Raw genomic sequence first — 25917 nt, 5'->3', positions numbered from 1 at the left:
CCGACCGGTAGCATCCGGACGTGACCACGACGGCGGCCGACCTGCGCGCCGACGGGCGCGCCCGCGTGCGGGAGCAGCTGCGCGACCTGGCGCTCGACGTGGCCCGCGCGACGGTGCTCGACCGGGGCTGGGGCGCGGTCCGGATGGGCGCCGTCGCGGCCGCGGTCGGCACCAGCCGTCAGACGCTGCACGGCGAGTTCGGCACGAAGGACGACCTCGGCCGCGCCCTGGTGGAGCGCGAGACCGGGGCCTTCTTCGCGGCCGTCGCCGACCGGCTCGAGGCCGACCCCGCCGAGGCCCCGGACGCCGCGGTGGGCGCCGCGGCCGCGCTGGCGCTCACCATGGCGCACGACAACCCGCTGCTGCAGGCGGTCCTCGGCGGCGCCGACGGCGACCACGGGCTGCTCCCGCTGCTGACCACCCGTGGCGAGCCGCTGCTCAGCGCGGGCGTCGAGCTGTTCGGCGCCTGGGTACGCCGGCGCGCTCCCGACCTGGGGCCCCGGCTGTCGGGGGTGCTCGTCGAGAGCGTCGTCCGGCTCCTCGTCAGCCACGCGGTCGCCCCCACCGGCGACGTGGCGGCCGCCGCCGACGACCTGGCGCTGCTGGTGCGCAGGCTGCTGCGCTGACGCCGGGTCAGGCGCGGCGGATGCGGATCGGGCCCTTCGCGGTGGACGGGTCGACCACGGAGCCCTTCTGGGTCACGACGACCTCGCCGGCGGCGACCAGGCGCCGGGCCGCGCGGCGGGCGGGCTCCATCAGCTCGCGCCAGCCCTCGTCGTCGGCGGGCCCGACGGCGCGGGCGGCGTCGGAGGGACAGATGGTCGCGCCGCCCTTGCGCTGCGCGAGCAGGTCGAGGATCGAGGCCTCCAGCGCACGGTCGGTGTCCGTGACGCCGTGACGGCGGCAGGCGTCGGAGCAGTAGCGGACCGCGTCCCAGTCCTTCTCCCACTTCTTGCGCCACTCGATGCGCCGCCCGCAGGAGGCGCAGGTCTTGTCCTCGGGGGTCGTCGACGAGGTCCTGCGTGCGTGAGCCACCCGTACAGTGAACAGGTGCTGCGGACACGCCTCGGCCCGACGGCCCTGCTGCTGGTGGCCCTGACCGCCTGCAGCGCCGACGCCCCCGCGGAGCCGCGCGGCGCGACCGCCCCGCCGAGCGCCCCGCCGAGCGCCCCGGCCGCCGAGCCGACCGGCACGGGCCCCGGCGCCGGCACGGACGCCGAGCCGGGCCCCGACGCGGGCACGGACCTGCCCCCCGTCGCGAGCCCGGTCTCCCTGCCGGCGGTGATGCGCGAGGAGGCGCGGGGCGAGCTGGGCGGCAGCCGCCTGCGCCGCGGGGAGGTCCTCGAGACCACCGACGCCTACACCCGCTCCGTGGTCACCTACCGCTCCCGCGGCCTGACGGTCTCCGGGGTGCTGCTCCGCCCGCGCGGCGAGGGGCCCTTCCCCGGGGTCGTCCTCAACCACGGCTACATCGAGCCCAGCGCCTACTCCCCGGGGCAGGGGATGGCCCGCGAGCAGGACCACCTCGCCCGGGCCGGCTACGTCGTGCTCCACACCGACTACCGCGGCCACGCGGGCAGCGACCCCGCCTCCGACCTCGACCTCGAGTCGCGCCTGGGCTACGCCCGCGACGCCGTGACCGCCGTCCGCTCCCTGGCCCGCGAGCCCTACGTCGACGACGAGCGTCTCGGCATGGTCGGCCGGTCGATGGGCGGCGGGGTGACGCTGAGCGCGCTGGTGATCGCCCCGGGCCTGGTCGACGCCGCCGTGGTCCACGCCAGCGTCAGCTCCGACTACGTCGACAACCTGCGCCAGTTCACCGAGCCCGGCCGGCCCGACGAGGCGGCGGAGCTCTACGCCGAGCTGGGCGGCCCGCCGGAGACGAACCCCGAGCCCTACCGCCAGCTCTCGCCCCGCACGTACCTCGACCGGATCACCGAGCCCGTCCTCGCCCTGCACGGCGAGCTCGACGAGACCTGCCCCCCGCCGTGGGCCGACGCCACCCAGCGGGCCCTGACCGGGGCCGGGGTCGACGCGCGGCTCGAGACCTACCCGGACGAGGGCCACACCTTCTACGCGGGCTGGCGCTCGATGATCGAGCGCACCGACGCCTTCCTGACCGCCCGGATGGGGGCGGCGTGAGCGAGACGACCCGCGTGGCCGAGATCCACCTCGCGAAGGGTCGGCGGCTGCCCACCCGCAGCGTGGAGCGCGTGACCGCGGAGACCGGCAAGGGCCTGGTCGGCGACCGCTACCACGGCACCCGGCACCGCCACGTCAGCGTGCAGAGCCGCAGCCAGCTCGACGACGCCGCCGAGCGGTACGGCGCGCCCATCGCGTCGGCGCTGACCCGGCGCAACCTCACCGTCGAGGACGGCGAGGTGCCCACGGCCCCCGGCAGCCGGATCACCGTCGGCGAGGGTGCGGACGCCGTCGAGCTCGAGGTCGTCCGCGTCGCCGCGCCCTGCAAGCTGCTCGACGACACGATCGGTCCCGACGCCCAGCACGCCCTGCGGCGCGGTCGGGCCGGCGCCGTGTGCCGGGTGCTGGCGGGTGGCGAGATCGCGGTCGGCAGCACCGTCGTCATGTCGCCCCCGCCGCCCCCGTCCCACGACGGGGAGCCGGGGTGAGCCCGGCCCACGGCCTGCTGCTCGCGGCCGGGGCGGGGCGCCGGATGGGTCGCCCCAAGGCACTGGTCGACGACTGGCTCGTCGCCAGCCTGGCCGCGCTGCGCGACGGGGGCTGCGCGCCGCTGACCGTGGTGCTCGGCGCCGCCGCCGACGAGGCCCGCGCCCGCGTCCCGGACGACGTCGCCGTCGTGGTCGCGGACGACTGGGCCGCGGGGATGGGCGCCTCGCTCGCCGCGGGGCTCGCCGCCACGGTCCCGCACGACCCCGTCGCCGTGCTCGTGCACCTCGTCGACCTGCCCGACGTCGGCGCCGACGTCGTCGCCCGGGTGCTCGCCGAGCCGCTGACGACCACCAGCCTGCGGCGCGCGGCGTACGGCGGGGTGCCGGGCCACCCGGTGCTGCTCGGTCGCGCGCACCTCGCCGGCGCGGGCGCACGGGCCGACGGGGACCGGGGGGCGCGCGACTACCTGCGCACCCACCCGCCCGCGCTGGTCGAGTGCGGCGACCTCGCGGGCGGGGTCGACGTCGACTCCCGGTGAGCGGCGCACCGGGCCGGGCCGCGCACCTGACCAACCGTCGGGAAACCTGCGCGTGACTACGCTGGTGTGATGCAGGTCGCTCCCTCGCCGTCGAGCACGGTCCCCACGCCCTCCGACGCCGCCCGCGGGGTCGAGAGCGTCGAGGACCTCACCGCCCGCCTCGCCGCCACCGGCTACGTCGGCGACGACTCCCTGGCCACCACGGTCTGGCTCGCGCTGCGGATGGGACGTCCGCTGCTGCTCGAGGGCGAGCCCGGCACCGGCAAGACCTCGCTGGCCGAGGCGATCGCGACCAGCCTCGAGCTGCCGATCGTGCGGCTGCAGTGCTACGAGGGCATCGACGCCACCCAGGCGCTCTACGACTGGGACTTCCCCCGCCAGATCCTCCACCTGCGCGCGCTGGAGGCGGCGGGGGGCGCGAGCGCCGAGGAGGCCGAGCAGGGCCTGTACGACGAGCGGTTCCTGCTCGCCCGACCCGTCCTCGCCGCGCTGCAGCAGGCCCCCGCCGTCCTGCTCGTCGACGAGGTCGACCGCGCCGACGACGAGTTCGAGGCCTTCCTGCTCGAGGTGCTGTCCACCTACCAGGTCACGATCCCCGAGCTCGGCACCGTCACCGCGGCCGTCCCGCCCGTCGTCGTGCTCACCTCCAACCGCACCCGCGACCTCCACGACGCGCTCAAGCGCCGCTGCCTCTACCACTGGATCGACCACCCCGGCCTCGAGCGCGAGGTCCAGATCGTGCGCTCCCGCGCCCCCGAGGTCGCCGAGGCCCTCGCCCGCCAGGTCGTCGTCGCCGTGCAGCGGCTCCGCGACGGCGCGGGCCTGCTCAAGCCGCCGGGCGTCGCGGAGACCCTCGACTGGGCCCGCGCGCTGCAGATGCTCGGCACCACCGACCTCGACCTCGAGTCGGCCGCCCGCACCGTGGGGGCGCTGGTGAAGTACCGCGAGGACGCCGACCGCGTGCGGACCGCCCTGGACCGCATGCTCGCGGCATGACCACGTCGGCGCCCGTCCGTCACCCGGGCGAGGAGGTCCTGCTGGGGTTCACCCGGGCGGTGCGCGCGGCGGGGGTCGCGGTGACCATGGACCGCGCCCAGGGCTACCTCGAGGCCGTCGCCCTGCTCGACGCCGGCGACCCCGAGGGCGTGCGCCGAGCCGGTCACGCGACGCTGTGCGGCGGCCCGGCCGACCTGGACCGCCACGACCAGGTCTTCGACACGTGGTTCGACCCCCGCGGCGAGCTCCCCCGCAGCCGCCCCCGCGAGGAGCGGCCCGCCCCCCGGCTGACCGAGGTCCCGGAGACCGACGGCGACGGCGGCGGCGACGAGATGACCGACGACGTGATCCGCGCCCGGGCCAGCGAGGCCGAGGTGCTGCGCCACCGCGACGTCGCCACCCTGGAGCCGTCGGAGAAGGCCCGCCTCGAGGCGATGTTCGCGACGTTGCGCTGCCGCGTGCCGCGACGTCGCACGGCACGGCACCGGGCCTGGCACCGCGGCGAGGTCGACGCCCCGGCGACCCTGCGCGCCAGCCTGCGCCGCATGGGGGAGCCCTCCGAGATCTCCTGGCGCCGCCGCGGCACCAAGCCGCGCCGGGTCGTGCTGCTGCTCGACGTGTCCGGCTCGATGAGCGGCTACGCCGACGCCCTGCTGCGGGTCGCCCACCGCTTCGTGTCCGCCTGCCCGGCCGGGGCGTCGTACGGCGTGGAGGTCTTCACCGTCGGCACCCGGCTCACGCGGGTCACCCGCGCGCTGGCCCACGCCGACCCCGAGCGCGCCCTCGTCGCGGCCGGCGAGTCGGTGCCCGACTGGTCCGGCGGGACCCGGCTGGGGGAGTCGCTGCAGGCCTTCACCGACCGCTGGGGCGCGGCGGGGCTCGCGCGCGGAGCGGTCGTCGTGATCGCCTCCGACGGCTGGGAGCGCGGCGACGTCGACCTGCTCGCCGGCCAGGTGGCGCGGCTCCAGCGGCTCGCGCACCGCGTCGTGTGGGTCAACCCGCACCGCGGCAAGGCGGGCTACGAGCCGGTGCAGCGCGGCGTGCAGGCCGTGCTCCCGCACGTCGACGACTTCCTCGCCGGCCACTCGCTGGCGACGTACGCCGAGCTGGTGGAGGTGGTCGCCCGTGCGTGAGGTGCTGGACGAGCTGGTCGCGTGGTGGGAGGCCGGCGAGACGGTCGGGGTCGGGACGGTCGTCGCGACGTTCCGCTCCGCGCCGCGCCCGCCGGGCGCCTCGATGCTGGTGGGCCCCGACGGCACGGCCGTCGGCTCGGTCTCCGGCGGCTGCGTCGAGGGCGCGGTCTACTCCGAGGCCCAGGAGGTCGTCGCCTCGGGCGCACCGTCGCTCCAGCGCTACGGGGTCTCCGACGACGACGCCTTCGCCGTCGGTCTCACCTGTGGCGGGATCCTCGACGTCTACGTCGAGAGGGTCTCGCGCGAGACCTTCCCCGAGCTGGCCGAGGTCAAGGCCGACGTCGACGCCGGGCGCCCCGTCGCCGTCGCCGTCGTCATCGAGCACCCCGACCCCGCCCTGGTCGGACGCCGGATGTTCCTGCGCCCCGGGGCGCCGGGGGAGGAGGTCGACGTCCGGGGCTCCTTCGACAGCACCCGCGCCGACGACGCCGTCCGCGACGACGCGCTCGGCCTCCTCGCGGCGGGTCGCAGCGAGGTGCTGGGCTACGGCCCCGACGGCGAGCGGCGCGGCGAGGGCATGCGGGTCTTCGTGTGGGCCATGGCCCCGAAGCCGCGGATGCTGGTCTTCGGCGCGATCGACTTCGCCGCCGCGGTGGCGCGCGTCGGCTCGTTCCTCGGCTACCACGTCACCGTCTGCGACGCCCGCCCCGTGTTCGCGACCGCCACCCGCTTCCCCGAGGCCGACGAGGTCGTCGTGGACTGGCCCCACCGCTACCTGCAGGGCGAGGTCGACGCCGGCCGCGTCGACGGCCGCACGGTGCTCACCGTGCTCACCCACGACCCGAAGTTCGACGTGCCGCTGCTGGAGGTCGCCCTGCGGCTGCCCGAGGTGGGCTACGTCGGCGCGATGGGGTCCCGTCGGACGCACGAGGACCGGCTCGAGCGCCTGCGCGAGAAGGGCCTGGGCGACGACGAGATCGACCGGCTGTCCTCGCCCATCGGCCTCGACCTGGGCGCCCGCACCCCCGAGGAGACGGCCGTCTCCATCGCCGCCGAGATCGTCGCCTCCCGCTGGGGCGGCTCCGGGCGACGCCTGGCCGCCACCGACGGCCGCATCCACGCCGACGCCGCCCGGTAGCCCCCGCGAGTCGGCACCTGTGTGCGCCGTCCGGGCGCCGAGTCGGGTGCCCGGCCGTCACCGGCGCGGTGGACGGCCCGGGGGTCGTTCGGTGTCGTCGGTTACCGTGAGCCACGTCACGCCGGGGCGACTCAGGAGGTCACGTGAACGCGCCGCTCGAGCCCACGCACGCGTCCGTCACCGACCTCACCGACCGGCGTCGGGCGACGGTGAGCGCGTGGACCAGCTTCGTCGAGCACGGCGACTCCGCGGAGCCGCTGGTGCGTCCCGAGATCCTCGGCAGCTGGCAGCGCTCCTCGCAGGTCAGCCTCGACATCGAGCAGGCCCCGCTCGCCGACGAGGACGAGACCAGCTCGCTGTGGAAGGACTCCCCGCTGCAGGTCGCCGTCGAGTCCGTCGAGGACGAGCTGCGGCGCACCGCCGAGGACGGCGACCTCGTCCTCGCCGTGACCGACCCCGACACCCGTGTGCTGTGGACGTACGGCGGGCGCGTGATGCGCCGCAAGGCCGAGAGCGTCAACTTCGTGCCCGGCGGCCGGTGGGACGACGCCTCGGTCGGCACCAACGCGCTCGACCTTGCCAACCGGCTGTCCCAGCCGTCGATGGTGTTCAGCGCCGAGCACTACGCGCCCCTGGTCCACAGCTGGGTCTGCTGGGCCGCCCCCGTCGTCGACCCCGTCAGCGGGCGTCGGCTCGGCGTCATCGACCTGTCGACCACCTGGGACCGCACCCACCCGATCGGCCTCGCCACCGCCCGGGTCATGGCCCGGCTGATCGAGTCCGCGATCCCGCGCTCCGCCCACCACCCGACGGCGGGCCGCGGCCCCGACGACACGGGTGACCCCGGCCTCGTGCTGACGCTGCTCGGCACGGCCGAGATCCGCCTCGACGGCCAGCGCCTGCTCCTCAACCGCCGCCAGACCGAGATCCTGTCCCTGCTGGCGCTCCACCCCGAGGGCCTCTCGCTCGAGCAGCTGCACGCCCTCGTCTACGGCGACCAGGGCGTCACCTTCTCGACGTTGAAGGCCGAGGTCTCGCACCTGCGCTCCGCCCTCGGCGGCCAGCTCGCGTCGCGGCCCTACAAGCTGCTCATGCCGGTCAGCACCGACGTCGAGCACGTGCTGGCCCTGATCCGCGCCGGCCGGGTCGCCGACGCCGTCGAGGCGTACGGCGGCGACCTGCTGCCCGGCACGAACTCGCCGGCCCTCACCGAGCTCGCCGAGTACGTCGCCGTCGCCGTGCGCGAGGCCCTGCTCGCGAGCCCCGACCCCGACGCCGTGCTGCGCTACGCCGAGCGCGCGCCGTACGACGCGGAGGTGGTCGAGCACTGCCTCGCCGTCGTCGGGCGCGACGGCGGGCCCACGCACCCGGCCGTGCCCCTGCTCAAGGGCCGCCTCGCCGCCACGCGCGACCTCTGAGGCCGGCCGGGCCGGACGCCGCGCCCGGACCCCGGCGGCCCCAACCTTCCGCCAACCGCGCGGACCTAGGTTCGCTGGCGTAACCCACGTCACACGACGGAGCTGACCCCAGGGAGCGGTGCGAATGACCAGGATCACCATGATGGTCGACGGCGCGAAGGTCGCCGACGACGTCGAACCCCGCACGCTGCTCGTGCAGTACCTGCGCGAGAAGCTCGGCAAGACCGGCACGGTCGTTGGGTGCGACACGTCCAACTGCGGGGCGTGCACCGTCCACCTGGACGGCACCAGCGTGAAGTCCTGCAACGTGCTCGCGGTGCAGGCCGACGGCGGCGAGGTGAAGACCATCGAGGGCCTCGCGACCGACGGTGTCCTGCACCCCGTGCAGGAGGCCTTCCGCGACTGCCACGGGCTGCAGTGCGGCTACTGCACCCCCGGGATGATCATGCAGAGCGTCGCTCTGCTCGAGGAGAACCCGACCCCGTCGGAGGCCGAGATCCGTGAGGGCCTCGAGGGCAACCTGTGCCGCTGCACGGGTTACCAGAACATCGTCCGCGCCGTGAAGCAGGCGTCCGGGCAGACCGAAGGAGTGACCGCGTGACCACGCTCGAGGACCGTCCCGACGTCGCCCCCGAGATCGGGCGCGACCGCCGTCGCAAGGAGGACCAGCGGCTGATCACCGGCCGCACCCGCTGGACCGACAACATCACGCTGCCCGGGATGCTGCACCTCGCGATGGTGCGCAGCCCCTTCGCGCACGCGAGGATCACGGGGATCGACACCTCCGAGGCGAAGGCCGCGACCAACGTCGTCGGCGTCTTCACCGCCGCGGACCTGGGGGAGAGCCAGGGCGTGCTGATCAACGCCTGGGCCATCACCGAGGACCAAGTGACCCCCACCCACCTGCCGATGGCCGCCGACCGCGTCAGCTTCGCCGGCGAGATCGTGGCCGTCGTGGTCGCGCGCACGCAGGCCGAAGCCCGCGACGCCGCCGAGCTCGTCGACGTCGACTACGAGGAGCTCCCCGCGGCGCTGGACCTCAAGAAGGCCGCGGCCGACGAGGTGCTCGCGCACCCCGAGCTCGGCACCAACAAGTCGGCCTTCTGGCAGTTCGACTCCGAGGGCGCCGGCACCGGCGGCAACGTCGAGGCGGCCATCGAGAAGGCCCGCACCGACGGCGTCGTCATCGAGCGCGAGTTCCGCCAGCAGCGCCTGATCCCCGCCTTCATGGAGCCGCGGTCGACGGTGGTCGACCCCTCCGGCGAGCAGATCACGATGTGGTCGGCCACCCAGATCCCCCACATCCTGCGCTTCGCGCTCGCCGCGACGACCGGGGTGCCGGAGTCCAAGATCCGCGTGATCGCCCCCGACGTCGGCGGCGGCTTCGGCGGCAAGCTCCAGACCACGCCCGAGGAGTGGCTGACCTTCTGCCTGGCCAACCGGCTCGGCAAGCCGGTCAAGTACACCGAGACCCGCTCGGAGAGCCTCGTCTCCGCCCACCACGGACGCGACCAGTGGCAGAAGCTGACGCTCGCGGCCGAGAAGGACGGCACGGTGACCGGCCTCAAGGTCGACCTGCTGGCCGACCTCGGGTCCTACGTGTCCCTCGTCGGCGGCGGCGTGCCGGTGCTCGGCGCGTTCATGTTCAACGCGATCTACAAGTTCCCGGCGTACCAGTTCAACTGCCAGACCGTGCTGACCAACAAGACGTGGACCGACGCCTACCGCGGCGCCGGCCGTCCCGAGGCGACGTACGGGATCGAGCGGATCATGAGCGAGCTCGCCGCGGAGATCGGGATGGACCCGATCGAGCTGCGCGAGAAGAACTGGATCAAGCACGAGGAGTTCCCGTTCACCACCGTCGCCGGTCTCGAGTACGACACCGGCAACTACGAGGCCGCGACCGCCAAGGCCCTCGAGATGTTCGGGTACGACGAGCTGCGGGCCGAGCAGAAGCGGCGCCGCGAGGCCGGTGACACCGTCCAGCTCGGCATCGGCATCTCCACCTTCACCGAGATGTGCGGCCTGGCCCCCTCCCGGGTGCTCGGCTCGCTCAACTACGGCGCCGGCGGCTGGGAGTCCGCGACCGTGCGGATGCTCGCCACCGGCAAGGTCGAGGTCGTCACCGGCGCCTCGGCCCACGGCCAGGGCCACGAGACGGCGTTCAGCCAGATCGTCGCCGACCGCCTGGGCGTGTCCTTCGACGACGTCGAGGTGCTGCACGGCGACACCCAGATCGCCTCCAAGGGCCTCGACACCTACGGCTCGCGGTCGCTGGTCGTCGGTGGTGAGGCGCTGGTGAAGGCCACCGACAAGGTGATCGAGAAGGCCAAGCCCGTCGCGGCCCACCTGCTCGAGGCCTCCGTCGAGGACATCGAGTTCTCCGCCGGCCGCTTCTCGGTGCGGGGCACCGACCAGGGGCTGGCCATCGGTGAGATCGCCTCGGCCGTGTTCACCGCGCACAACCTGCCCGACGGCATGGAGCCGAGCCTCGACTCCGAGGCGACGTACGACCCGATCAACTTCAACTACCCCCACGGCACGCACCTGTGCGCCATGGAGGTCGACACCGAGACCGGTGCCGTGAAGATGCGCAAGTACGTCTGCGTCGACGACATCGGCAACGTGATCAACCCGCTGATCGTCTCCGGCCAGGTCCAGGGCGGTCTGGTGCAGGGCATCGCTCAGGCGCTGTGGGAGGAGGCGGTGTACGACGAGGCCGGCACGCTCGTGTCCGGCTCGTTCGTGGACTACCTGCTGCCCACCTCGGCCGACACGATGAACTACGAGATCGACCACACCACTACCCCCTCGATCACCAACACGCTCGGCACGAAGGGCGTCGGCGAGGCGGGCACCATCGCCTCGACCCCGGCGGTCGTCGGGTCGGTCGTCGACGCGATCCGCCACCTCGGGGTCAACGACATCCAGATGCCGTGCACGCCCGAGCGGGTGTGGAAGGCGATCCAGGGGGCCGGCACCGGCGGCCCCGCCACCGAGGGCGCGGCGATGCCGCACTTCGACACCGACGAGGCCGGCACCGCCAGCACGGAAGGAGCGGGCGCATGATCCCCGCACAGTTCGACTACCTCGCCCCCACCACCGTCGAGGAGGCCGTCTCCGCGCTGGCCGAGCACGGCGACGAGGCGAAGATCATCGCGGGCGGCCAGAGCCTGCTGCCGGTGCTCCGGCTGCGGCTGAACGCCCCCGAGATGATCATCGACCTGGGGCGCATCGAGGCGCTGCGGGGGGTGCGCGACGACGGCGACGCCATCGTCATCGGCGCGATGACCCCGCACGCGGCCGTGCAGAAGGACCCGCTGGTCGCCGAGCACGCCGCGCTGATCTCCCGCGCCGTCGACCACCTGGCCGACGCCCAGATCCGTCACCGCGGCACGTTCGGCGGCGCCCTGGCGCACGCGGACCCCGCCGGCGACCTGGGGGCACCGGCCATCGCCCTGGGCTCGCAGTTCGTGATCGCGGGGCCGTCCGGCACCCGCACCGTGGACGCCGACGAGTTCTTCGTCGACCTCTTCGAGACGGCGATCGGCGAGGACGAGATCCTCACCGAGGTCCGGGTGCCCAAGCACACCGGCTGGGGGGCGCACTACGAGAAGTTCGTGCGCGTCGCCCACCAGTGGCCGATCGTCGCGGTCGCCGCCGCGGTCCGCGCCGAGGGCGGGACCATCGCCGAGGCGCGGGTGGGGCTGACCAACATGGGCAACACGCCGATCCGCGCCCGCGCGGTCGAGCAGGCCCTCGTCGGTCAGCCCGCGACCGAGGAGGCGGTGGCCGCCGCGGCGGCGCACGCCACCGAGGGCACGAACCCGCCCGCGGACCTCAACGGCGACTCCGACTACCGCCGCCACCTGGCCGGGGTCCTCACCCGCCGGGCCGTCCTGGCCGCCGCGGGGGCGTGATCGGGTGCAGCTGACACACGAGTTCACGGTGCCCGCCGGGATCGACGAGACCTGGCGGGTCCTGGACGACATCGAGTCCGTGGGCGCGTGCTTCCCGGGCGCCGCGGTGACGTCGGTCGAGGGCGACACCTTCAACGGCACCGTGAAGGTCAAGCTCGGGCCGATCGCGATGGTCTACTCCGGCACCGGGACCTTCACCGAGAAGGACCAGGCCGCCCACAAGATGGTCATCGCGGCGAAGGGCAAGGACAAGCGCGGCAACGGCACGGCGGGCGCCGACGTCGTCGCCACGCTGCGGGAGTCCGGGCCCGACGCGACGGTGGTCAACGTCGTCACCGACCTGCAGATCACCGGCAAGCCGGCGCAGTTCGGCCGGGGGGTCATGCAGGACGTGTCCGACAAGCTGCTCGGCAAGTTCGTCGAGTGCCTGGAGGGCAAGTTCGCGGCCGAGCCGGAGGCCGTGACCGAGGTCGGGGCCGACGCCTCGGGGGCCGACGCCTCCGCGACGTCGCCGGCGCCGCAGCCCGTCGCCGCCGCCGACGCACGCGCCGGCGCGGACACCCAGGAGCGGCTCGCGGCGGCCCCCGGGCCCTCGGCGGGACCCGGGACCGGTCCCGGGCCGGCCGGCGGCTCGCACAAGGCCGCCGACGACGAGGCGCTCGACCTCGGCGCGACGGTGCTGCCGGTCCTGCTCCGCTCCTACGGGCCGCAGCTCGCCGGCGGCCTCGGCGTCCTCGCCCTGATCCTCTGGATCGTGCGACGCCGGTAGCCTGACCCCGACGCCGGTCCCCCGTCTCGCCACGGGGGGCCGGCGTCGCTGTCGTCGGGTGGGTCGGGCCCGGCGCTAGAGGACGCCGCGCGGGCGGAACTGCACCGAGACGCGCGGCCCGGCGTGGGCGGCCTTCGGCACGGCGTGCTCCCAGGTCCGCTGGCAGCTGCCGCCCATGACCACCAGGTCGCCGTGGCCCATCTCCACCGCGATCGAGGGCCCGCCGCCGCGGGGGCGCAGCGCGAGCCGCCGGGGGTCACCGACGCTGACGATGGCGACCATCGTGTCGTGGGTGGCGCCGCGCCCGATGCGGTCGCCGTGCCAGGCCACCGAGTCGCGCCCGTCGCGGTAGAAGCAGCAGCCGGCCGTCGCGAACCGCTCGCCGAGCTCCGCGGCGTACTGCGCGTCGAGCGCCTCGCGGGCGGCGAGCAGAGCCGGGTGGGGGAGGGCCTCGCCCGCGCCGTACGTGTGCAGCAGCCGCGGCACGGCGACCACCCGGTCGTACATCTCGCGCCGCTCCGCGCGCCAGGGGACCCGTGAGACCAGCGCGTCGAACACCCCGTCCGGCTCGGTCAGCCAGGACCGCGCGACGTCGATCCAGGCGCCCGACGACAGCACGCGGCGCTCGGGGGCCGGGCGTCGGTCGGCCGGCGCCTCGGCGAAGAGGGAACCCTGCACGTCCACGTCGTCACGGTAGCAGAATCCGTCGAACATGTGTTCGGAGAACGGTGTTCTCGCCGACGGCTCAGCAATGGCGCAAGAGACGTGCAAGTTCGGCGCGATCCGCCGCGCGCTCGCCTACGGTCTGCTCATGACGCACACGCTGCCCGAGCGGACCACGGCCGCGGTGGGACTCCCGGGTCCCCGGGTCACCGACGACCGCTCGCGCAAGCACGTGCAGGTCCGGGAGTTCGTCCGCAGCCTCGCGGAGGGCCTGGTCGCCGGCGCCCCGATGCCCTCGGAGCGCGAGCTGGTCGCCCGGTTCGGGGTGGCCCGGATGACGGTCCGACAGGCGCTCGACGCGCTGGTCGCCGAGGGCCTGCTCGACCGCGTCCCGGGACGCGGCACCTTCGTGGCCGAGCGCCGCGAGGCCGCCGGGGGCCTGCGGAGCTTCACCGAGGAGATGCGCCACCGCCAGATGGCGGCCGACTCGCGCACCCTCCACGCCCAGGCCGGTCCCGCCTCCGCCGGGGTCGCCCGGGCGCTCGGCATCACCGCGACCGACCAGGTGTGGCACTGGCGGCGGCTGCGTCTCGCGGACGCGCGCCCGATGGCCGTCGAGGACGCCTGGTTCGCCGTCGCGGCGCTGCCGGACTTCGACCCCGCCCGGCCGCCGACGAGCCTCTTCGACGCCCTCGCCGCCCGCGGGCTGCGCCCCGTGGCCTCCGAGGACTCCGTGGCCGCCGACCTCGCGAGCCCGGCGGAGGCGCAGCAGCTGGGCATCTCGCGCGCCGCCCCCGTCCTGCGGGTGGCCCGTCGCTGCCTCGCGGCCGGACGCCCGGTGGTCGCGGCGCGCTCGCTGTACCGCGCCGACCGCTACACCCACTGGTCGCGCAGCCCCGCCGAGTGGTGAGCCGCCGCCGCTAGCGCGGCGGCGGGGTCCAGGCGGCGAGCCCGCCGAGGGCGGCCACGACCGACCCGGTCTCCTCGCACACCCACACCGGGTCGGGTCCGCCCAGCTCGGGGGAGATGTGCAGGGGGTGGGTCGGCGCGTCGTCGCACCCCTCGCAGACGGGCCAGCGGCCGACGTCGTCGAGGAGGGCGTCCTGCACGTCCTGGGCCACGAGGCCGGCGACGTACGCCGCCCCCTCGGGCCACTGCTCGACCCACCACCGGCGCGAGGCCACGGCGTCCTCGAGGGCCGAGACCGCGAACGGGTCGGCCATCCGACGGGCCTCCAGGTCCGCGAGCACCAACGCCCGGGACTCGAGCACGACATCCTCCACGGCTCCCATCATGACGCGCCGGGCAACCGCGTCGCAGCCCGTCGCCACCGGCGTCGCGCCCTAGGGTGTCGCCATGGCCGACGCCCCGCTGCTCGAGGTGGCGGTCCACCACGAGCGGGACGTGCCCGGCGCGCTCGAGGGAGGTGCCGACCGGCTGCTCCTCGTCGGGGCCGAGGAGCTGGCGCCGGAGCCGGCGGCCCTCACCGGCGTGTGCCGGGCCGCGGACGGCGTGCCGGTCCGGGTCGTCCTGCGCCTGAACGACTCCTGGACGACGACCGGTGGCGAGGCCGCCCGGCTGGTCGGCCTGGGGGAGGACTACGTCGCCCGCGGGGCCGCCGGCTTCGCGCTCGGCTTCCTCGACGCCGACCTCGAGGTCGACACCGCCACCTGCGCGGAGCTCGTCGCACGGCTCCCCGAGGTGCCCTGGACGTTCCACCGGGCCGTGGACGCCACGCTGGACCCCCGCCGCTCGCTGCGCCGGGCCCGCGGCCTGCCCGGCCTCGACGCGATCTGGTCCGCCGGCTCACCGCGCGGGCTCGGCGCCGGCTTCGAGGACCTGCTCGCCGCGGCCCGCGACGACCCGGCGACCGCCGCGGTCCTGATGCCCGGCACGGGGCTGCTGGCCGAGCAGCTGCCGTGGTTCCTCCGCGCCGGCGTCCGGCAGTTCCACCTCGGCGCGGAGGTGCGCCCCGGCGGCTCCCCGCGCGCCTACGTCGACGCGGGCCTCGTGCGCTCGTTCCGGCTGCTCCTCGACGACCTGGCGCGGTGAGCACCACCGCGCCGGCCCGCGCGCCGCTGCTCGCCCCGCCCGCGCTCGCGCCCGGCGACCTGGTCGCCGTCGTCGCACCGGCCGGTCCGGCGTCGGGCGAGCGCGTCGCCGCCGGCACGGCGATCCTGCGTGCGTGGGGCCTGCGGGTGCGTCCGCCCGCGTCGCTGCCCCCCGCACGGTCGCCCTGGCTCGCGGGCACCGACGAGGCGCGCGCCGACGCCCTCGTCGACGCCTGGTGCGACCCCGAGGTGCGTGCCGTGTGGACCGCCCGCGGCGGGGTCGGCAGCCACCGGGTCCTCGACCGGCTCGACCTGGACGCGATGGCGGACGCCGGCCCGCGTCTGCTCGTGGGCTACTCCGACGTGACCGCCCTGCACCAGGTGCTCGGCGCCCGCCTCGGCCTGGCCGGCGTCCACGGCGCGGGGGTGGCCTCCCTGCCCGGCCTGCGGCCCACGGCCCGCGAGGCGCTGCGCGCCGTGGTGACCGGTGCGGTGGCGGCGCCGATGCAGGGCCGGCCCGGGGCGCCGGGGACTGCCCTCGCCCCGGTGGTGGGGGGCAACCTCACCGTGCTGGCCGCCGGCGCCGGTGCGCCCGGCGTCCTGGGCGCCCGCGGGGCCGTCGCGCTGCTCGAGGACGTCGGGGAGCGGCCCTACCGGCTCGACCGTGCGCTGACGCAGCTGCGGCGCTCGGGCTGGCTGGACGGCGTCCTGGGCGTGGCCGTGGGCCAGCTGACGGACTGCGGCGACCCCGACGAGGTGCGGGCCCTGGTCCGCGACGAGCTGGGCGCGCTCGGGGTGCCGGTCGTGACGGACCTCCCGCTCGGCCACGAGCCCGACAGCGCCGCGCTGCTGCTCGGCGCGACCGTCGCGCTCGACGGGGACGCCGGGACCCTCACGCCCCGCGGGCGGCTCGCGCGACGCCCGGCGGACCCGCGGGGCTGACCCCGGCCGTCGGCGTCAGGCCGGCCCGGGCCGGGCGAGGCGGGCCAGCTCGGCGGCGACGTTGGCGCGGGCGGTGCGCTCCCAGGTGCGGCGGGCGTGGGAGGTGGTGAACAGGACGGGCCGTGCCACGAGGTCGCGCAGCACGGCGGCGCGCCCGGCGGCGAAGTCGGCGTCGGACACGTGCGCCCACTCGGCGCGCACGTCGGCGGCGTACTCGGCGTAGCGGCGCGGGGTCGAGGCGAGGACCGCCAGGTCGGCGTCGCACAGCGCGGCGCCGTCGGTGTCGTCGGGGCGGGGGGCGTGCGCGGCGGTGAGGAGCACCAGCCGTGCCACCTCCGCGGCGCCGCCGGTGCCGGGGCCCTCCCGGCCGAGGTCGGTCAGGGCGCGCTTGGCCCACGCCGCGGAGCGCGCCTCGTCGTCGGCGCCCCGCGCGTAGACGGCGTCGTGGAACCAGGCGGCCAGCGGCACCGTCACCGGGTCGAAGGGCTCCCCGGCGTCGGCGAGCTCGTCGAGGCGGGCGAGCACCTCCGCGAGGTGCCGCCGGTCGTGGTAGCCGCGGTCCGTCGCCCCCCACGCCGCGAGCAGCTCGTCGCGCAGGCGGGCGGCCCCCGGCAGCGGCCAGTGCGGGTGGGCCCCCGCCCCGGGCGCGGCGCTCACGAGGCCGGGTGCACCGGGTCGGCCACGGCGACCTCGCGCGGCGACATCGCCCAGCGGATGGTGCGGGTGGCCAGCTCGCCGGCCCCGCGCACGGCGGTCCGCTCGGTGACGGGCAGCAGCGGCAGCCGCAGCGGGAGCCGGCTCCACCAGGGCATCAGGCCGATCCCGGCCGCCATGAGCACGCCGTACGGCGCCCGCGCGGCGAGCGGGAGGTCCGGGTGCCAGATCAGGTGCCGCACGGCCTCCCGGGCGTGGGTCGTGCCGCGCAGCTCGCCGCGGAAGTCGGCCAGCACCTGCGTCAGCTCGGCCTCGGTCGAGGGCGGGTCGACGACCCCGAGCCGCGCGCCGACCTCGCCGATCTGCGCGACGTAGGTGTCGCGGCCGGCCTGGTCGAGGGGCTCGGCGCCGTAGACCTGGTGGGCCAGCAGGAAGCTCTCGGCCTCGGCGGCGTGCACCCACGCCAGCAGGTGCGGGTCGGAGGCCACGTACGGCGTGCCGTCGGGCATCGTGCCCCGCACGCGGTCGTGGATGCGGCGCACCGCGGCGACGGCCTGCTCGGCGTGGCGGGCCGGGCCGAAGGTGGTGACCGCGAGGAAGGTGCTGGTCCGGGCCAGCCGGCCCCACATGTCGACGCGGAAGCCGGAGTTCTCGCTGACCGCGGTCATCGCGACCGGGTGCATCGTCTGCAGGAGCACGGCGCGGATGCCGCCGATGAACATCGAGGCGTCGCCGTGCACCTGGTGGATCGGGCTGCCGGGCTCGAACCACCGCGGTCCGGGGGTGTCGTGGATCCGTGATCGCTGCTGGGGTCCGTCGGGTCCGGCGACGCGGTCGAAGATCATCCGCCCGAGCCGGTCGCGCATCGCGTCCATGTCGTCCGAGCGTACGGACCCCCGCCCCACCCGGGCGGGGGTCCGCAGCCTTCGGCCCGCCGTCAGGCGGGCCAGCTCACCTCGGTGACCGCACCACCGCGGACCTCGGCGGTCAGGACCGCCTCGGTCCCGCCGACCGGGCACAGCACCCAGGACCCCTCGGTGACCTCGGGGTAGACCAGGCTCGGCCGGGGCCCGGAGGCCGTCGGCCGCTGCACCACCGCGACGTGCGGCTGGTGGTGCGCGTGCCCGTGGTCATGGCCGTGCCCGTGCCCGTGCCCGTGGTCGTGCGGCTCGCGCAGCGCGGCCAGGTCGGTGCCCGCCGGGTGGATCTCGATCTCGTCACCGGTCATCGACTCCGGCACGTGCACGACCAGCGCGCCCACGTCCCCACCGATGTCGAGCAGCACCGAGCCGGTGCCGGCGTGCGGGTTCTCCACCGCGCCGGCGCCGGACATCAGTTCTCGCCCTCGTCGACCGTCCCGGGACGGGTCTGGTAGCCCCCGCTCGGGTCCTGCAGGTAGGGGAACGAGTCGGTGCCGGGCGCCGCGGACTGGGTGCCGTCCGTGAGCTGCGAGGCGGTCTCGTCCGGCGTGTACTCCGGGTCCACCAGCGGGATCGTGACCCCGGCGACGGCGCGCAGCTCGATGCCCACGATGTCGTCGTTGACCCGACGGCCGTTGGGGAACCCGGCGAGGTCGCCGCCGACCACGCCGAACGGGTTCTGGTCCTCGGGCTGGGTCGGCGGGATGGCCACGTTGAGCCGCAGCATGTCGGCCTGGGTGGCGCCGGTGAAGTTCTGGAACTCCGGCACCACCCCGCGCGGGATGCCGGTGTGCAGGATGGCGTTCAGGTCCGCCCGCGGCTTGTCGTAGGCCGCGAGGTTCGGGAACACGTCCGGGTAGAGCACCGGCAGCAGCCGGGCCAGCTCCGGGGAGTCGACGTACTCGCGGAACGCCGCGTCGGCCGCCGGACGGCCCGCGTTCCAGCGGTCCTTCTGGCCCATCGGGATGAGGACCTCGTTGACCAGCGGGTTGCCGAGCCGGGACACCTGCACCCAGGGGCCGGTGCCGACCGACGTGCCGGTCGCCGGGTCCTGCATGCGGGACTGGCGGCGTGACGCGGTGGCCCAGACGCCGACGGTGGCGTGGGGGCTGAACCGGTTGGTCGGCTGGTTCTTAAACCGCGTGATCATGTCGATCGGCACCTGCATCGCGATCGAGTGCACGTTGGTCGCCTGGACGGAGTTGACGCCGTCCATGGCGGCCATCGGGATCAGGTGCGCCTCGTTGAACGGACGCAGCGCGCCGAGGTCGAAGATGCTGCCGAGGTCGACGTTGAACGCGTCCGCGCGCTGGCCGGCGAAGAACCAGGTCCGGTTGCGCAGGCGGCGGGCGGAGCGGGCCAGCTCCCCGTAGTTCGGGGTGCTGCGCGGACCGACGTTGACCGGAGGGACCGGGAGCCCGCGACCGAGGACGCTGCGGCGCCCGTTCTCGATCTTGGTGATCGTGTAGGTCTGGGGCCGGTTCCAGTTCTCCGAGTCCAGGGTCTCGATCGGCCCGGTGTTGTAGAGGAAGGAGTCCGGGTTGCGCACGGTGGTCTCGAAGAGGAACTCGTAGATGAGGTCGCCCTGGGCCGTGCCCTGGTTGGAGATGTGGATGCGGTAGCGGACGTCGTCGGAGAACTCGTAGAAGTTCGGGCCGCCGTACGGCTGCTGGAGGGGCAGGAAGTTGGCGATGATCGTGACGGTGTCCGGCTTGTCCGGCGACACGAACGCGTAGACGTCGGTGTTGTCGGCGGCCGGGTCCTGGCTGATCTCCGGTGCTTCGCGGTGGCTGGACATCAGCGGCTCCCGGCGGCGTTGAGGAGGCGGACGACGAGGTCGCGGTCGTGCACGACGACCTCGCGCTCGTCGACGAGCAGGTGCAGCTCGTCGGTGGTGTGGTCGGGGACGAACGCGACGACGCGCTCCTTGGCGCGGTCCGCGCTCGGGGTCGCGGACGCGGACGCGGACGCGGTGAACGCGCCGGCGCCGGTGATGGCGAGGGCTCCCACGCCCACACCCCCCGCGGCGATGAAGCTTCTCCTGCTGGTGTCGCTCATGGTTCCTCCGTCTTCCGGGCGCACGCGCGCACGGGTGGTGGGTGATCCGGGCCACAGGGCATTCGGAGCCACCCGGGTCATCGGATGGGACCGGATCCGCGGAGGAGCGGAACGGTCTAGACCGGACCGCGGGCGGGGCGCGCGAGACGGGCCAGGAGCGACGTCAGGTCGGCGTCGAAGGTGACCACGCCCGCGGCGTCGGCGGCGACGAAGCCGGCCTCGAGCATGGCCTCGCGCATGGCGTGCAACGGCCGCCAGAAGCCCCCGACGTCGAGGAAGCCGCTGGGCTTGTCGTGGATGCCCAGCTGGGCCCAGGTCCACTGCTCGGCGACCTCGTCGAGGGTGCCGGCGCCGCCGGGCAGCACGAGGAACGCGTCGGCCAGGTCGGCCATGAGCTGCTTGCGCTCGTGCATGGAGCCGACCTCGTGCAGGCGGGTGAGACCCGTGTGGGCGACCTCGGCCGCGAACAGCCCGCCCGGGATCACCCCGACGACCTCGCCGCCGGCCTCCAGGGCCGCATCGGCGACGACGCCCATCAGACCCACCCGGCCGCCGCCGTAGACGAGCGTGGTGCCCTGCTCGGCCAGGGTCCGGCCGACGAGCCGGGCCGCCTCGGCGTACGCCGGGTCCGTGCCCGGGCTCGACCCGCAGAACACCGCCACCGCACCCAGCGCCATGCCGCGATCCTGCCAGGGCGGCTACTGCTCGAGCCGGGGGAGGTCCTCGGCGTCGACGATGCGGTAGGCGTAGCCCTGCTCGGCGAGGAAACGCTGCCGGTTGGCGGCGAACTCCGCGTCCACGGTGTCGCGCGAGACGACCGTGTAGAAGCGGGCGGTGCGCCCGTCGGTCTTGGGGCGCAGCAGCCGGCCCAGGCGCTGGGCCTCCTCCTGCCGCGAGCCGAAGGAGCCGGAGACCTGGATGGCGACCTCGGCCGAGGGCAGGTCGATGGAGAAGTTCGCGACCTTCGAGACCACCAGCAGCCGCTCCTCGCCGGAGCGGAACGCCTCGAACAGGCGCTGGCGCTCCTTGACCGAGGTCTCGCCCTTGATGACGGGGGCGTCGAGGGAGGCGGCGAGCTCGTCGAGCTGGTCGATGAACTGCCCGATCACCAGCGTCGGCGCCGCCGGGTGCTGGGCCACCAGCTCCTTGACGACCCGGGTCTTCTGGGCCGTGCACGCGGCGAGCCGGTAGCGGTCCTCCGGCTCGGCGGTGGCGTAGGCCAGCCGCTCGGCGTCCGGCAGGGAGACCCGCACCTCGACGCAGTCCGCCGGGGCGATCCAGCCCTGCGACTCGATGTCCTTCCAGGGGGCGTCGTAGCGCTTGGGGCCGATCAGGCTGAACACGTCCCCCTCGCGGCCGTCCTCCCGCACCAGGGTGGCGGTCAGGCCGATGCGTCGGCGTGCCTGCAAGTTGGCCGTCATCCGGAAGATCGGCGCGGGGAGCAGGTGCACCTCGTCGTAGACGATGAGGCCCCAGTCGCGGGCGTCGAGCAGCTCGAGGTGCGGGTAGACGCCCTTCCGGCGGGTGGTCAGCACCTGGTAGGTCGCGATCGTGACCGGACGGACCTCCTTCACGGTGCCGGAGTACTCGCCGATCTCGTCCTCGGTGAGCGTCGTGCGCCGGACCAGCTCGTCCTTCCACTGCCGCGCGGAGACGGTGTTGGTGACCAGGATCAGGGTCGTCGCCTGGGCCCGCGACATCGCGGCCGCGCCCACGAGGGTCTTGCCGGCGCCGCAGGGCAGCACCACGACGCCCGAGCCGCCGTGCCAGAAGGACTCGGCGGCCTCCTCCTGGTAGGGACGCAGCTGCCAGTCGGCGGTCTCCAGGGCGATCGGGTGCGCCTCGCCGTCGACGTAGCCCGCGTAGTCCTCCGCGGGCCAGCCGATCTTGAGCAGCGCCTGCTTGAGGTTGCCGCGCTCCGAGGCGTGGACCGCGACCGTGTCGGGGTCCAGGCGCTCGCCGATCATCCCGGCGACCTTCTTGGCGCGCAGCACCTCCTCGAGGACCGGCCGGTCGGTGGTGGTCAGCACCAGACCGTGCAGCGGGTGCTTGTCGAGGCGCAACCGCCCGTAGCGCGCCATCGTCTCGGCGACGTCGACCAGCAGGGCGTGGGGGACCGCGTAGCGCGAGAACTCCATCAGGGCGTCGACGACCTGCTCGGCGTCGTGGCCCGCGGCGCGGGCGTTCCACAGGCCCAGCGGCGTCAGCCGGTAGGTGTGCACGTGCTCGGGGCTGCGCTCGAGCTCGGCGAAGGGGGCGATCGCCTTGCGGCACTCGCTCGCGCGCTCGTGGTCGACCTCGAGCAGCAGCGTCTTGTCCGACTGGACGATCAGGGGGCCGTCGTTCACCCGCCAAGCCTACGAACCGCTGGGCGCGGCGTCCTCACGCGACCGGGCGACCGCGGTGATCCGGTGGACCGCGAAGGTCCGGGGCGCCGCCACGCGGTGGTCCCAGGCCGTCAGGGTGCCGCCCTCGACCTTGCGGGGACGGACGTGGCGCTGGGTGCTGGCGCCGTGCGAGTCGACGTAGGAGATGTGGACCGACACCCCGGCCTCGAGGGCCTCCCGCAGCGCGGCGAGGCTCCCGCTGGGCGAGAGCGGGGCGACCCCCGCGGGCCGCTGCGCCGCGGCGGCGTCACCGGCCCGCACCGCCTGCGCGGCCGCCTCCCACCGCTCGCGCTCGGCGACGGCGTCGGTCTCCCCGGGCGCGGCGCCGGCCCCGGGGGAGCCCGCCTGACCCGCCGGGCGGGTCCGCGGCACCCGGGCCCGCTGGCGGTCGGGACGCACGACGCGCACCGTGCCGTCGTGGGCCTCGACGACGGGGGAGGCGCCGAGGTCGCGCAGCGTCAGGACCAGCTCGTCGATCTCGACGTCGGTGACCAGCACCGTCGGCGCGATCCGCCGCAGGCCGAGCGAGGCGGTGCGCGAGAGCGCGAGGAGCTCGCCGAGCGTGGCCTCGTCGTCGGCCCGCAGGAAGGCCGACGCGCGACCGGCCCGCACCCGGCCGTGGGTGCGGGCGACGTCGTCGACGAGGTACGACAGCGGCTGGGGCACCCCGGTCGCCGAGACGCGGGCGAGGAAGTCGTGCACCTCGTCGCGGCTCCAGCCGGCGTCGAGGCCACGGCGCACGGAGGCGGGGGTGAAGCGGTACACGCCGCCGCCGCCGGAGGACTCCACGTCCGCCACCAGCCCGAGGTCGCGGGCCACCTCGGCGGTGAGGGGGCCGGGCGCGACGGCGGTCAGGTCGGCCTGCACCAGCACCTGCTCGACCGGCGGCGGCACCAGCGGGTCGAGCGCGCGCGCCGCGGCGTCGGGGCCGTCCGTCAGCAGCGCGCGGGCGGGGCCCGCGATCCCGCCGAGGGCGCACAGGCCGAGGGTCGTGGCCTCGGCGAGGGTCCACCGCACGAGGTCCTCGCGCAGGCGGGGCCGGCGCGGGCGCAGCCACCCGACGCGGGCGACCAGCGTCTCGACCTCGACGAGCACGGCGCCCTCGTCCTGGGCCGCCAGCTCGGCCAGCGCGGCGCGGCGGGTCTCGACGGCGAGGCTGCTGGACAGCTCCGGCACCAGCGCGTTCCACGCCTTGCCGGCGGAGTCGCGGGAGCCGACGAGCCCCGGCACCCGCGAGGATCGGAGCCAGGCCGCGGCGAGCTCGGACCAGCGCTGCGCGGTCGTGCGCGCCGTCCACGCGTCGTACGCCGGGGTGGGCAGCCAGGCCGCGTCCCCGCCGCGGTCGGCGCCCTGGGCCAGCAGGCCGGCGGACCCGGCGACCTCGAGCAGCAGGGCGGTGACGGTCTCGTCGGTGCCGAGGTCGCGGGCCGTGGCCCGCAGGTCGCGCACCGCGAGGCCGCCGCTGCGCAGCACCGACGGCGGGTCGGTGCCCCAGGCCTCGAGCACGGCCTCCACCAGGCGCACCGACTCGGCCGCGGCACCGGACGCGGTCCGGTCGACGAGGCGCTGCTCGCGCTCGCCGAGGTCCAGCGCCGGGACCACGTCGACCGGCGAGGTGGTGGTCCGACCGCCCCGCAGGGCCAGCCCGTACTCGCCGGGCAGCTCGACCGTGCCGGACGCCCGCTCCCGGGCCGCGACGCGGAGGACGCCGGCCCGCAGGGCCTCCGCGACCGGGCCGTCCTCGTCGGTCGGACCGCCGGTGCCCGCACCCTGCGTGGTGCCGCGCCCGCCGTGGGCGTCGACGACCCGGACGACCCGGTCGGCCTCGGGGGACAACCCGGCCAGCGCCGCCTCGACGTCGGCGGGCGGGGTCCGGGGGACAGAGACGGGCAGCAGCCCGCTGCCCGGCCCCGCCGCGCCGGACGCGACGAGCTCGACGACCGCGGTGAGCGGACGCAGCCCCTGGGGGGCCTCCCAGACCAGGGCGAGGTCCTCGAGACGGTGCGCCGCCGCCCGTGTCGCGGCAGGATCTGCGTTGATGGTCGCCACCAGGTCGTCCTCGGAGGTTTCGCCGAGCACGACGAGGGCATCCAGCACCAGGAGCTCGGCCGACGTGAGCAGGTCGAGCGCACGCAGCAAGGAGGTTCGGGTGGCCGCCCGTGACGCAAGCTGGCCGGAGTCCGCGGGGACCGGGGTCCCCAGGTCCGTGCGCTCGCCCATCAGCCGCGCCAGCCGCTCGGGCGGCCAGGAGCGCAGCCGGTCCGCGAGGGTGCGGCCGGCGCTTGACGGGGGCTCGGTGGACATCCTCACCACGGTAGCGAGGCCGACGTGAGCGGCGTGCGGCTGCACTTCGGCGCCGCCACCGACGTCGGGCTGGTCCGCGAGGTGAACGAGGACTCCTACCTCGCGGCGGCGCCCGTGTTCGTCGTCGCCGACGGGATGGGCGGTCACGCCGGCGGGGACGTGGCCAGCCGGATCGTCGTCGAGGAGTTCGAGCGGCTCGCCGACGCCGGCTACGACCCGCGCCGCGGCGCCGCCGCCGTCAGCGACACCCTGCAGGCCGCGCAGGAGCGGATCCGCGACTACGGCGCCCGCGCCGACGTGCCGGGACCCTGGTACGCCGGGACCACCGCCGTCGTGGCCCTCGTCGTCGAGGACGACGAGGGCCCGAAGTGGCTCCTGGCCAACCTCGGGGACTCGCGGGTCTACAAGCTCCTCGAGGGGCGCCTCGACCAGGTCAGCGTCGACCACTCCGTGGTGCAGGAGCTGATCGACGCCGGGCGCCTCACCGACGAGCAGGCGGCCCGCCACCCCGAGCGGCACGTGGTGACGCGCGCGCTCGGCGGGCCCGAGCCGCTCCAGCCCGACTTCTTCCTGCTGCCCCTCGGGGCCGCGCGCCGGCTGGTGCTGTGCTCCGACGGGGTCAGCGGCCTGATCGACGACGCCACCCTGGAGGCGATCCTGCTCGCCGCCGAGGACCCCCGGGACGCGGCCGACCGGGTGGTCGCCGCCGCCGTCGAGGCGGGAGGCACGGACAACGCCACGGCGGTGGTCGTCGATGTGGTGGGATGGGACGACGACGAGGGCTCCTACGACGCCGAGCGTCAGCGGGAGTCGTTGCACGAGAAGCTGGGGGCACTGCCGTGAGCGTTGACGAGAGCGGACGCCGCTCCTACCTGCCGGGCGCGTGGTTCGGGATCTTCGGCGAGGCCGCCGCGGTCCTGCTGCCGCCGACCGAGAAGCGACGGGTGGCGGCCCTGTGGGAGCTGCTCGACGACGGCGCGGACTTCGACGAGGTGCTCGACGCCCTCATCGCCACCGGTCTGCGCGACCTCCCGGGCTTCCTGCTCGTGGCCGACACCGACGACGCGACCCGCGTCGTGGTCCGCGGCGCCGCCCGCGCGACGTTCGAGACCGCCGACGGTCCGGTCGAGGTCGGGGCCGCCGGCGCCGGCACCTGGGTCGAGCGGACGGTCACGGGCGTCACCGCGACCGTGCTCGAGGTGCCGGGAGCCGACGACGACACCGACGCGCCCGCCCCGGCCGAGCCGATGACCGTGCTGTCGGGCCTGGTCCGGGTGTCCCGGGTCGAGACCCCGGCCCCCGACCGCACCACGGCTGCGGCCGACGACGCGCCGGGGAGCGCCTCCCCCGCCGGAGCCGCGGTGGCGGCCGCCGGTGCCGCCGGCGCCGCCGGTG

Annotated in this window: 28 protein-coding genes; 17 read left to right on the top strand and 11 right to left on the bottom strand. The window is 75.6% G+C overall.

From position 1 onward, the window contains the following. Positions 1-20 precede the first annotated feature (20 nt). A complete protein-coding gene (locus ABD158_RS11025; protein ID WP_344007087.1) occupies positions 21-626 on the top strand; it encodes a TetR/AcrR family transcriptional regulator in 606 nt (201 codons plus the stop codon). Between the two features lie 7 nt (positions 627-633). On the opposite strand, the gene ABD158_RS11020 is transcribed toward ABD158_RS11025, so the two are convergent. After that, a complete protein-coding gene (locus ABD158_RS11020; protein WP_344007085.1) occupies positions 634-1035 on the bottom strand; it encodes a DUF3253 domain-containing protein in 402 nt (133 codons plus the stop codon). A gap of 15 nt (positions 1036-1050) precedes the next feature. On the opposite strand from ABD158_RS11020, the gene ABD158_RS11015 reads away from it, so the two are divergent. The 11 genes from ABD158_RS11015 to ABD158_RS10965 all read left to right on the top strand — a co-directional run bounded on the left by ABD158_RS11015 (position 1051) and on the right by ABD158_RS10965 (position 12543). Next, positions 1051-2142: an alpha/beta hydrolase family protein gene (locus tag ABD158_RS11015; protein WP_344007083.1), complete on the top strand. Its 1092-nt coding sequence runs from the start codon at positions 1051-1053 to the stop codon at positions 2140-2142. Next, positions 2139-2630: an MOSC domain-containing protein gene (locus ABD158_RS11010; protein ID WP_344007081.1), complete on the top strand. Its 492-nt coding sequence runs from the start codon at positions 2139-2141 to the stop codon at positions 2628-2630. Before ABD158_RS11015 ends, ABD158_RS11010 begins: the two co-directional genes overlap by 4 nt. Continuing rightward, positions 2627-3169: a nucleotidyltransferase family protein gene (locus ABD158_RS11005; protein ID WP_344007079.1), complete on the top strand. Its 543-nt coding sequence runs from the start codon at positions 2627-2629 to the stop codon at positions 3167-3169. The genes ABD158_RS11010 and ABD158_RS11005 overlap by 4 nt, the downstream gene beginning before the upstream one ends. Before the next feature lie 69 nt (positions 3170-3238). After that, on the top strand, positions 3239-4165 hold the full coding sequence (locus ABD158_RS11000) for an AAA family ATPase (protein WP_344007077.1): 927 nt from the start codon (positions 3239-3241) through the stop codon (positions 4163-4165). Then, the gene (locus tag ABD158_RS10995; RefSeq protein WP_344007075.1) at positions 4162-5298 is read left to right on the top strand and encodes a vWA domain-containing protein; all 1137 of its coding nucleotides are present in this window, start codon (positions 4162-4164) and stop codon (positions 5296-5298) included. Before ABD158_RS11000 ends, ABD158_RS10995 begins: the two co-directional genes overlap by 4 nt. Further along, the gene (locus ABD158_RS10990) at positions 5291-6436 is read left to right on the top strand and encodes an XdhC family protein (RefSeq protein ID WP_344007073.1); all 1146 of its coding nucleotides are present in this window, start codon (positions 5291-5293) and stop codon (positions 6434-6436) included. Before ABD158_RS10995 ends, ABD158_RS10990 begins: the two co-directional genes overlap by 8 nt. A gap of 143 nt (positions 6437-6579) precedes the next feature. Next, positions 6580-7854, top strand: coding sequence for a transcriptional regulator (locus ABD158_RS10985; protein WP_344007071.1), 1275 nt, complete (start codon positions 6580-6582; stop codon positions 7852-7854). A gap of 124 nt (positions 7855-7978) precedes the next feature. Then, positions 7979-8455, top strand: a complete 477-nt coding sequence (locus ABD158_RS10980; protein ID WP_344007069.1) for a (2Fe-2S)-binding protein — start codon at positions 7979-7981, stop codon at positions 8453-8455. Then, positions 8452-10923, top strand: a complete 2472-nt coding sequence (locus ABD158_RS10975) for a xanthine dehydrogenase family protein molybdopterin-binding subunit (protein WP_344007067.1) — start codon at positions 8452-8454, stop codon at positions 10921-10923. The genes ABD158_RS10980 and ABD158_RS10975 overlap by 4 nt, the downstream gene beginning before the upstream one ends. Continuing rightward, positions 10920-11774: an FAD binding domain-containing protein gene (locus tag ABD158_RS10970; RefSeq protein WP_344007065.1), complete on the top strand. Its 855-nt coding sequence runs from the start codon at positions 10920-10922 to the stop codon at positions 11772-11774. The genes ABD158_RS10975 and ABD158_RS10970 overlap by 4 nt, the downstream gene beginning before the upstream one ends. Positions 11775-11778: 4 nt before the next feature. Beyond that, positions 11779-12543 (top strand): SRPBCC family protein, encoded by a 765-nt coding sequence (locus ABD158_RS10965; RefSeq protein ID WP_344007063.1) that lies wholly within the window; start codon positions 11779-11781, stop codon positions 12541-12543. A gap of 75 nt (positions 12544-12618) precedes the next feature. Here the strand turns inward: ABD158_RS10965 and ABD158_RS10960 are convergent, their stop codons facing one another. Further along, a complete protein-coding gene (locus tag ABD158_RS10960; protein ID WP_344007062.1) occupies positions 12619-13227 on the bottom strand; it encodes an alpha-ketoglutarate-dependent dioxygenase AlkB in 609 nt (202 codons plus the stop codon). 127 nt (positions 13228-13354) lie between these two features. Here ABD158_RS10960 and ABD158_RS10955 point away from each other — a divergent pair, with 127 nt between their 5' ends. Next, positions 13355-14116 (top strand): GntR family transcriptional regulator, encoded by a 762-nt coding sequence (locus tag ABD158_RS10955; protein WP_344007060.1) that lies wholly within the window; start codon positions 13355-13357, stop codon positions 14114-14116. Positions 14117-14126: 10 nt separating this feature from the next. Here the strand turns inward: ABD158_RS10955 and ABD158_RS10950 are convergent, their stop codons facing one another. Continuing rightward, the gene (locus ABD158_RS10950) at positions 14127-14498 is read right to left on the bottom strand and encodes a hypothetical protein (protein WP_344007972.1); all 372 of its coding nucleotides are present in this window, start codon (positions 14496-14498) and stop codon (positions 14127-14129) included. Between the two features lie 64 nt (positions 14499-14562). Between ABD158_RS10950 and ABD158_RS10945 the strand changes: the two genes are divergently transcribed. Together ABD158_RS10945 and ABD158_RS10940 are read left to right on the top strand one after the other, a co-directional pair. After that, positions 14563-15258, top strand: a complete 696-nt coding sequence (locus tag ABD158_RS10945) for a copper homeostasis protein CutC (RefSeq protein ID WP_344007058.1) — start codon at positions 14563-14565, stop codon at positions 15256-15258. Continuing rightward, on the top strand, positions 15255-16199 hold the full coding sequence (locus ABD158_RS10940) for a S66 peptidase family protein (RefSeq protein ID WP_344007056.1): 945 nt from the start codon (positions 15255-15257) through the stop codon (positions 16197-16199). Before ABD158_RS10945 ends, ABD158_RS10940 begins: the two co-directional genes overlap by 4 nt. Before the next feature lie 15 nt (positions 16200-16214). Here ABD158_RS10940 and ABD158_RS10935 read toward each other — a convergent pair whose 3' ends face one another. The 8 genes from ABD158_RS10935 to ABD158_RS10900 all read right to left on the bottom strand — a co-directional run bounded on the left by ABD158_RS10935 (position 16215) and on the right by ABD158_RS10900 (position 24522). Next, entirely contained in the window at positions 16215-16856 is a 642-nt protein-coding gene (locus ABD158_RS10935; RefSeq protein WP_344007054.1) for an HD domain-containing protein, read from the bottom strand. Beyond that, entirely contained in the window at positions 16853-17728 is an 876-nt protein-coding gene (locus ABD158_RS10930) for an oxygenase MpaB family protein (RefSeq protein WP_344007052.1), read from the bottom strand. Before ABD158_RS10930 ends, ABD158_RS10935 begins: the two co-directional genes overlap by 4 nt. Before the next feature lie 62 nt (positions 17729-17790). Then, positions 17791-18186 carry a hypothetical protein gene (locus ABD158_RS10925; protein ID WP_344007050.1) on the bottom strand — a complete coding sequence of 132 codons (396 nt, stop codon included), beginning with the start codon at positions 18184-18186 and terminating at the stop codon, positions 17791-17793. Further along, positions 18186-19571, bottom strand: a complete 1386-nt coding sequence (locus ABD158_RS10920; RefSeq protein WP_344007048.1) for a DUF4331 domain-containing protein — start codon at positions 19569-19571, stop codon at positions 18186-18188. The genes ABD158_RS10925 and ABD158_RS10920 overlap by 1 nt, the downstream gene beginning before the upstream one ends. Beyond that, a complete protein-coding gene (locus ABD158_RS10915; RefSeq protein WP_344007046.1) occupies positions 19571-19831 on the bottom strand; it encodes a hypothetical protein in 261 nt (86 codons plus the stop codon). Before ABD158_RS10915 ends, ABD158_RS10920 begins: the two co-directional genes overlap by 1 nt. A gap of 116 nt (positions 19832-19947) precedes the next feature. Beyond that, entirely contained in the window at positions 19948-20508 is a 561-nt protein-coding gene (locus ABD158_RS10910; protein ID WP_344007044.1) for an LOG family protein, read from the bottom strand. Positions 20509-20529: 21 nt separating this feature from the next. After that, positions 20530-22179, bottom strand: a complete 1650-nt coding sequence (locus tag ABD158_RS10905; protein WP_344007042.1) for a DNA repair helicase XPB — start codon at positions 22177-22179, stop codon at positions 20530-20532. 9 nt (positions 22180-22188) lie between these two features. Then, positions 22189-24522 (bottom strand): helicase-associated domain-containing protein, encoded by a 2334-nt coding sequence (locus tag ABD158_RS10900; protein WP_344007040.1) that lies wholly within the window; start codon positions 24520-24522, stop codon positions 22189-22191. A 24-nt stretch (positions 24523-24546) separates the two neighbouring features. Between ABD158_RS10900 and ABD158_RS10895 the strand changes: the two genes are divergently transcribed. Both ABD158_RS10895 and ABD158_RS10890 read left to right on the top strand, forming a co-directional pair. Beyond that, positions 24547-25365 (top strand): PP2C family protein-serine/threonine phosphatase, encoded by an 819-nt coding sequence (locus tag ABD158_RS10895; protein WP_344007038.1) that lies wholly within the window; start codon positions 24547-24549, stop codon positions 25363-25365. Then, positions 25362-25917: hypothetical protein (locus ABD158_RS10890; protein ID WP_344007035.1), on the top strand; the 556-nt coding region annotated here is incomplete at its 3' end. The genes ABD158_RS10895 and ABD158_RS10890, both read left to right, overlap by 4 nt.

Source organism: Nocardioides lentus, assembly GCF_039529515.1.
GTDB classification, from domain to species: domain Bacteria; phylum Actinomycetota; class Actinomycetes; order Propionibacteriales; family Nocardioidaceae; genus Nocardioides; species Nocardioides lentus.
The sequence above is the reverse complement of the archived record's forward strand: the minus strand, read 5'-3'. Positions and strand labels throughout refer to the sequence as shown.